Annotated in this window: 5 protein-coding genes and 1 pseudogene; 2 read left to right on the top strand and 4 right to left on the bottom strand. The window is 38.2% G+C overall.

Annotation, left to right across the window (positions count from 1 at the left end):
* Together FD29_RS11485 and FD29_RS02840 are read left to right on the top strand one after the other, a co-directional pair.
* Positions 1–722: pseudogene (locus FD29_RS11485) on the top strand (ABC transporter permease); the annotation flags it as partial.
* 23 nt (positions 723–745) lie between these two features.
* Positions 746–2,590 (top strand): hypothetical protein, encoded by a 1,845-nt coding sequence (locus tag FD29_RS02840; protein ID WP_057887461.1) that lies wholly within the window; start codon positions 746–748, stop codon positions 2,588–2,590.
* A 90-nt stretch (positions 2,591–2,680) separates the two neighbouring features.
* Here FD29_RS02840 and FD29_RS02835 read toward each other — a convergent pair whose 3' ends face one another.
* From FD29_RS02835 to FD29_RS11590, 4 genes are all read right to left on the bottom strand, one after another.
* A complete protein-coding gene (locus FD29_RS02835; protein WP_057887460.1) occupies positions 2,681–3,826 on the bottom strand; it encodes a trans-sulfuration enzyme family protein in 1,146 nt (381 codons plus the stop codon).
* 97 nt (positions 3,827–3,923) lie between these two features.
* Positions 3,924–4,343, bottom strand: coding sequence for a GNAT family N-acetyltransferase (locus FD29_RS02830; protein WP_057887459.1), 420 nt, complete (start codon positions 4,341–4,343; stop codon positions 3,924–3,926).
* Between the two features lie 3 nt (positions 4,344–4,346).
* The gene (locus FD29_RS02825; RefSeq protein ID WP_235804251.1) at positions 4,347–5,345 is read right to left on the bottom strand and encodes an amidohydrolase; all 999 of its coding nucleotides are present in this window, start codon (positions 5,343–5,345) and stop codon (positions 4,347–4,349) included.
* Positions 5,327–5,506 carry a hypothetical protein gene (locus FD29_RS11590; protein WP_235804250.1) on the bottom strand — a complete coding sequence of 60 codons (180 nt, stop codon included), beginning with the start codon at positions 5,504–5,506 and terminating at the stop codon, positions 5,327–5,329. Before FD29_RS11590 ends, FD29_RS02825 begins: the two co-directional genes overlap by 19 nt.
* Positions 5,507–5,577: the final 71 nt, after the last annotated feature.

Below are 5,577 nucleotides of genomic sequence, written 5' to 3'. Positions count from 1 at the left end.
ACACTATTCAAATTTATATTATTTCAAACGTCAACTTGACAGGTGCCAACGCATTACTATTAGACTTGGTCTTTTTCGCCTATTATGTCAGTTTATTTGGCATGTATATCTTGTCTATGCCTTACGCCGAAGCTATCATGTTGGACGGCTTTGAGCGATACATGGCTAGTACCGTGATTTTAAACTTATTCATCGCCGCAATCTGTTTAGTACGTGTCATCGATCAGCAACAATTTGAACAGAATTTTCAAAAACGTGATACTTTAGCCTTCAAGAGTGCTTTGACAAAAAACATTTATCAAATCTCTACATTGGTAGTAGCGTTCTTTTCGATCACGATGATGTATTCCGAAATCACTGGTACAAAATTCACTAACGAAATGAACCACAATACGCTTCCTTTACAGATGAAACGAATCTCTCGACCATGGGATCATTTGAATCACAAAAAAGTTTTGATTGTGGATCCAGAAGCCGTCGATGTAAATAACTATTATGCCGGTTATGTCGGCCGTTATTACTATTTTACTGATCAAGCCGTCGGCCAAGAGAACTTCATGATGACACCGGAAGTCTTTAAGAAAACTGTTGAAAGCTATCAGTATGTCGCTATTCCTGAAACGCACCGTACTTTCACGGTCCTTACTCAGAAAGTCTTCCATCAACACGTAGTAACGGGACTTTTTAAAGTAACGAAGAACGGTTTAGTTCGTATGCATTAACAAAACGAAAGTTGGATATTATTTTGGAAATACTTGGATTTATTTTCTTTGTTTTATCATTGATCGGTTACAGCAGTACCTTACGTTTACTCAATGTAAATAAATACTTTACATGGATAAGTGGCATCTTTATTCAAATTATGTTGCTTTACAGTTTTGCCATGCTAAATCTGCTTCGAGTCGGCATTTGGGCTGTGACAGCGCTAGGCGTCTTGCTTTGGGGTGGTCGTTTAATATTAGGTTACATGGGCAAAGTCAGCATTCACCACGAAGGGATTCATTTATACGATGTCTGGATGCTATTTCTCGGTTCAGTGATGGCACTTGTTTTATTGCACAGTCCCCTGATTCATTATGATAATTTTTCACATTGGGCTACGATCGTAAAATTTTTGAATTATACAGGCCATTTACCTGGGGCTAAAGATACTATCATCTCATTTACCTCCTATCCCCCAGCAACTGCCTTGTTCATCACACAATTTGTGACCTTTACTGGCTTTCACGAAGGAACCATGCTAGTAGCTCAGTTCATCATGATCTGGGCTGCTAGTTATACGATTTTTGCCACGCTCCGTGATCGGACCCGAGGGTTGAATTCGATGTTGCTTTGCTTGACGATTGCTATTTCTTACGTCTTCAATATCAATATCAGATTGAACAACCTCTTAGTCGATTACGTCTTAGCCATCATCACTGTAGCAGCTTTAGTTGGAATTTATATTTATCAAAATCGTCCCAAAATGTTGGCTGCTCATGTTGCGCTATTCAGTGGAACTTTACTTTTGATCAAAAACTCAGCGACTTTCTTCGTAATAATAATTGCCTGTTACTATTTATACACACTCATTAAAACGACTAACGCCACAACAAAAATCAACCAGTTCTTAATGATAATTGGTAAATTCATCGGAACCTTTGCAGTCACTGTTCTGCCTTTCATCTGGTGGGAATTACACGTCCATGTAACTTTCACCAGTTCCAAACACGAAATCAGTGCTTCAGCTTATCAAAGCCAACTAGCACACGACGGTATGAAGGGCTTTTTAAGTATCGGACAAGCCTTCTTACATCAAATATTTAATCTAACTTCGCTTTCGACGCAAGGCTTTATCCTAATCAACGTTGGATTACTAATATCCTGGGCAGTCATCAAGTATCTCTTTCATCATCCCAATAATTTAATTAAAATTCTAGGAATATTAGATTTAATAACGCTTCTGTATTATTTCAGTTTACTAGGTATGTACGTACTGTCCATGCCGTTTACTGAAGCAATTACGTTGGATGGTTTTGAACGATATATGTCAACCATAGTGGTTTTAAATCTATTTATTGGCATGATGTTTTTAGTCTATACGATCGATGAAACATACTATGAACAAAATATTAACGAGCGCAGTCCCCGCAATTACGAATCTATTTGGTCAAAAAATGGCTATCAGTTGGCAACCTTCTTAGTTATGTTTTTTGCCGTGATCATGATGTATTCCGAGATCAACGGAACAACTTTCACTAATAATTATAATCGGCGTTCCTTGCCAGTTTTACTGACAAAAGTTGCTAAACCTTGGAACAAAGAGAACGACCAAAAGATTTTGATCGTCGATCCACAAAAGGTTGAAGTGGTGACCTACTACTCAGGATATCTAGCTAATTACTACTTCTTTACTAACAACGCTACTGGCCAAGCTGTCTTCAGCAAGTCAGAACATAATTTCAAAAACAATCTCTGTAAATATAAATACGTAGTTGTTCCAAAATACGACAAGAGTTTTTCTAAAGGTATGAAAAAATTCTACCACCAAAAAATCACGACTGGATTCTATCGGGTCCACTCCAATCAATTGGAAAAGATTAACAAATAACAGTTCTTTCATATTAAAACGCAAAAAGTGGTGCTAACTGAAAAAGAGCTAAATCTATTCAGCTGGTACCACTTTTTTTATTCGAAAATTTTAATTTAAAGCATCTAAGCTACCGGCTAAATCAGCAATCAAATCTTTAGGATCTTCGATACCAACTGACAGACGGACTAATTGATGCGTGATACCGGCTTTCAACTGCTCCTCAGGCGACAATTCAGCGTGAGTCATCCGATAAGGCAATTCGATCAAGCTCTCCACAGCACCCAAGCTGACCGCTAATTGAATCAATTTAGTTCCTTCAACGAATTTAGTTGAATCTAACCCTTCGGCCAATTCAAACGACACGATGCCGCCGAAACCATCAGCTTCCTTTTCGGCAATCTCATGATCTTTGGTACCTGGGATACTTGGATAATAGATCTTAGCAATTTCAGAGCGACTTTGTAAAAATTCAACGATCTTTTGGGCATTGCTCAAATGACGGTCCATTCTAACAGCTAAGGTTTGAATGCCTCGACGAACTAAATTAGAGTCTTCAGGCGATAATGTGGAACCGATCGAATTTTGGTTAAAGTAAATGCGTTGAGCAATTTCTGGCTCTTTTGCAACGGCAATTCCGGCGATCACATCGGAGTGTCCACTGAGGTATTTAGTAGCTGAATGAACCACAATATCAGCACCTAAGTTCAAAGGTCTTTGCAAATATGGTGACAAGAAAGTATTGTCGACAATAGTCAAAAGTTGGTGCTTTTTAGCAATTTCAGAAGTCTTCTTTATGCTAGTTACATGTAAAAGTGGATTAGTAAAACTCTCGAAATAAATTGCTTTAGTATTTGGTTTAATAGCTGCTTCAATTTCCTCAGGATTTTGCGTATCGACAGCTGTGAATTCCAAGTTCCAACGTTTGAAAAATTCGTTGATAATTCTAAAAGTGCCCCCATAAATTTCTTTACCAATGATCAAATGGTCTCCTGGTTTGAAAATGGCCAAGACGGCGTGAATCGCTGCTGATCCAGAAGAAAAGGCAAAGCCTTGATAACCATTCTCTAATTCTGCTACTTGTTGCTCTAAATAATTTCTAGTCGGATTACCTGAACGAGCGTAGTCATATTTCACTTTAGCATCAACTGATGGATAAATATAAGTCGATGAGTTATAAACCGGTACATTCACGGCTCCAGTATTATTATCATTTTGTGGTTTTCCATGCACTAATTTAGTATCGAATTCAGTCATAATTATTTAGCCCCTCTTAATTTATTAAATATAAATATTTTCATTGATTCAATGACAACCAGTTTACCACTCGTTTTCTATTCGTTATAGTAGTCGATCAAAGATTCAAGTCAAAGTATTCAATGTCTTTACGCTTAGCAAAACCTTGATGCTTCCAAAAATCTTTGCCATTCTGATTGTCATTCATAATGAAGACACCGATTTTTTGAATGCCCTGTATTTTAAGCTTTTGTTTCACTAATTCTATCAACTGCTTTGAGATGTGTTGACCTTGATAATTTTTTGAAACCGCAACGTGATACAAATAACCTTTGCGCCCATCAGTCACACCAAGGATCGTTCCCACAATTTTTTTATCTACGATTGCGACAAAACATAAGCCGGGATTCTTTTGTAACAACTTAGCGATACCTGTCTGAGAGTTATCCAAAGTATTCAAGCCCATCCCAGGAACTGACTCCCACAAAAGATATGCTTCGTCATAATCCGAAATTTTCATCTCACGTATTTGAACCATTACTCAAGACTCCTTATCAAAATAACTTAATAAACTTTGCGTACTACTAATAAAATAATCAATTGCCGGTGAGATCGTCTCATCCAGTCCAACGTACTTGGCATCATGGACATCAGCTGCTTTTTTGTTTCCGTTTGAACCGATAAATGCAAAAGTCCCAGGTATTTTGGTCTCAAAAGTAGCAAAATCCTCGCCTGTCATTGTCAGTGTTGGTTCAGAGACATCCTTTAAACCTGCTTTAACCACCGAAGTGATAAGTGGATCATTATTGATTGGAAAAGCCCCTGTGACCCATTCGATCTCAACTGTTTGCCCGTATGCCTTCGCAATATTTTCGACCAATTCATAAAAACGTTGCTTGACCAATTGGGTATCTTTATCATTGAAGGTCCTGACCGTTCCAACTAGCGTAGCTGTGTCTGGCAAAACATTCCAAGTTGTTCCCGCTGTTACCTTAGTAATACTGACGACTACTGCATGAAACGGATCGTTGTTGCGGCTGACGATCGTTTGCAGCTGCGTGATTATCGCGGCTTGAGTAACAATTACGTCGCTGCCTTCTTCTGGTCGTGCACCGTGGGAACCTTGTCCATGGATAACTACCTTGATGTGGTAACATCCCGCCATCAATGGACCTTGTTGTAGGGCAATTTTTCCGACCGGCAATTTAGGATTATTGTGAAAACCAACAATTGCTTGTACACCGTCTAAGACATGTTTTTCTAAAACTTGATCTCCACCATGACCTGCTTCCTCGGCTGGTTGAAATAACAATCTGACGGTCCCATGAAGTTGATCTTTAATGCCATTCAATACGTAAGCAGCACCTAATAGGCTTGAAAAATGTAAATCATGACCACAAGCATGCATAACGCCAATATTTTTTGATTTAAATTCTAAATCAGTTTCTTCTTTAATTGGCAATGCATCAATATCGGCACGTAAAGCTATCGTTTTACCAGGATAGTGGCCTTTTATTTCGGCTAATAGACCTGTATCCAAGTCGTTGGTACTATGGTGATCCCCCAGCCTGTCAGGATCTGTTTGATTTTTTTGGTAGTTTGAAATTCCTGATTCGACAATTCAGGATTTTGATGAAATTGGTGTCGTAATTCAATGATCCGTGGTAGTATTTCATCTTTTAACGATTCGATTTGACTCATTTGCGACACCTTCTATTTAAACAACCTAAGATTAGTTCTAAGTAAAGATTAAACTCTTTACTTAGAACTTT

This window comes from Companilactobacillus mindensis DSM 14500, assembly GCF_001434275.1.
In the GTDB taxonomy this organism is placed as follows: domain Bacteria; phylum Bacillota; class Bacilli; order Lactobacillales; family Lactobacillaceae; genus Companilactobacillus; species Companilactobacillus mindensis.
The sequence above is the reverse complement of the archived record's forward strand: the minus strand, read 5'-3'. Positions and strand labels throughout refer to the sequence as shown.